Below are 1,023 nucleotides of genomic sequence, written 5' to 3' on the forward strand. Positions count from 1 at the left end.
GGCGGCTCGCCGCCGCCCGCGCAGCCGGCCGCCAGGGCCAGGACGCAGGCGCCGGCGGTCAGGGACGGGATCGAGCGGCGTGCCCGGCTGCGGAGGGAGGAGGTGTCCATGCGGGGAGTATCGCCGCCCGCCGCACACCGCACCCCGTGGTGCTGGGCCGATCGGAGGTACGGCCCGGGAGGCGTCAGCCGCGTACGCCGCACAGGTGCAGCAGCGCGGCCACCCGGCGGTACGGGTCGGTCCGGCCGGCCCGGTCCTCCAGGGCCAGCACCCGCTCCAGCTCGCCGGCCTCCGGCAGCTCCGCGTCGTTGTCCGCGTTGTCCGTGAAGACGCGCACGCCGTACCAGGTGTGCAGCGGGGCGGCGATCCCGGCGAGGGTGTCCGTCAGGGCACCGAGCCGGTCCGCCCGCACCTCGAGGCCGAGCCGGTTGGTGTAGACGTCCGAGTCGAACGCCGCCAGCGCTCCGGCGAAGTCCCCGGCGGTCCCGGGGCGCATCGCCAGCGCGTCCGCGTTCCGCACGAGCAGCGAGAGCAGGCCCCCGGGCGCCAGCATCCGGGCCAGCCCCGCCAGCATGGGGTCCGGCTCGGGCACGTACATCAGTACGCCGTGGCAGAGCACCACGTCGAAGCTGCCGGGCAGGAAGTGCACCCCGGTGTCGCGGCCGTCGCCCTGGATGATCCGCGTCCGCTCCCGGATGCCTTCGGGCTCGGCCGCGAGGGTGTCCCGGGCCACCTCGAGCATCGCGTCGTCCGACTCCAGACCGGTCACCGAGTGCCCGGCCCGCGCCAGCCGCAGCGCCTGGGTGCCCTGCCCCATGCCGACGTCGAGCACCCGCAGCCGCCGCCCCACGGGGAAGCGCGCGGCTATCTGCTCGTCCAGCTGCCGCGCGACCAGCTCCTGCCGTACGACGTTGCGGAGCCCGCCGAGTTGCTCCAGCCACCGGGACGAGACCCTGGTGAAGCCGGAGGCCTCCGCACTCAGGGACGTTCTCCCCGCTCTGTCTCTTATACACATCTCTGATG

Annotated in this window: 1 protein-coding gene; it reads right to left on the minus strand. The window is 74.8% G+C overall.

Annotated features, from left to right (window positions below; genetic code table 11):
* Positions 1-184: 184 nt before the first annotated feature.
* Positions 185-1,015: a class I SAM-dependent methyltransferase gene (locus IH13_RS0114810; protein WP_420713363.1), complete on the minus strand. Its 831-nt coding sequence runs from the start codon at positions 1,013-1,015 to the stop codon at positions 185-187.
* Between the last annotated feature and the right edge of the window lie 8 nt (positions 1,016-1,023).

Source organism: Streptomyces sp. NRRL WC-3549 (genome assembly GCF_000721935.1).
Lineage (GTDB): Bacteria > Actinomycetota > Actinomycetes > Streptomycetales > Streptomycetaceae > Streptomyces.

Coding starts and splice junctions, on each gene's coding strand:
- IH13_RS0114810 (WP_420713363.1), bottom strand. CDS start 1,015: ATGTGTATAAGAGACAGAGCGGGGAGAACGTCCCTGAGTGCGGAGGCC.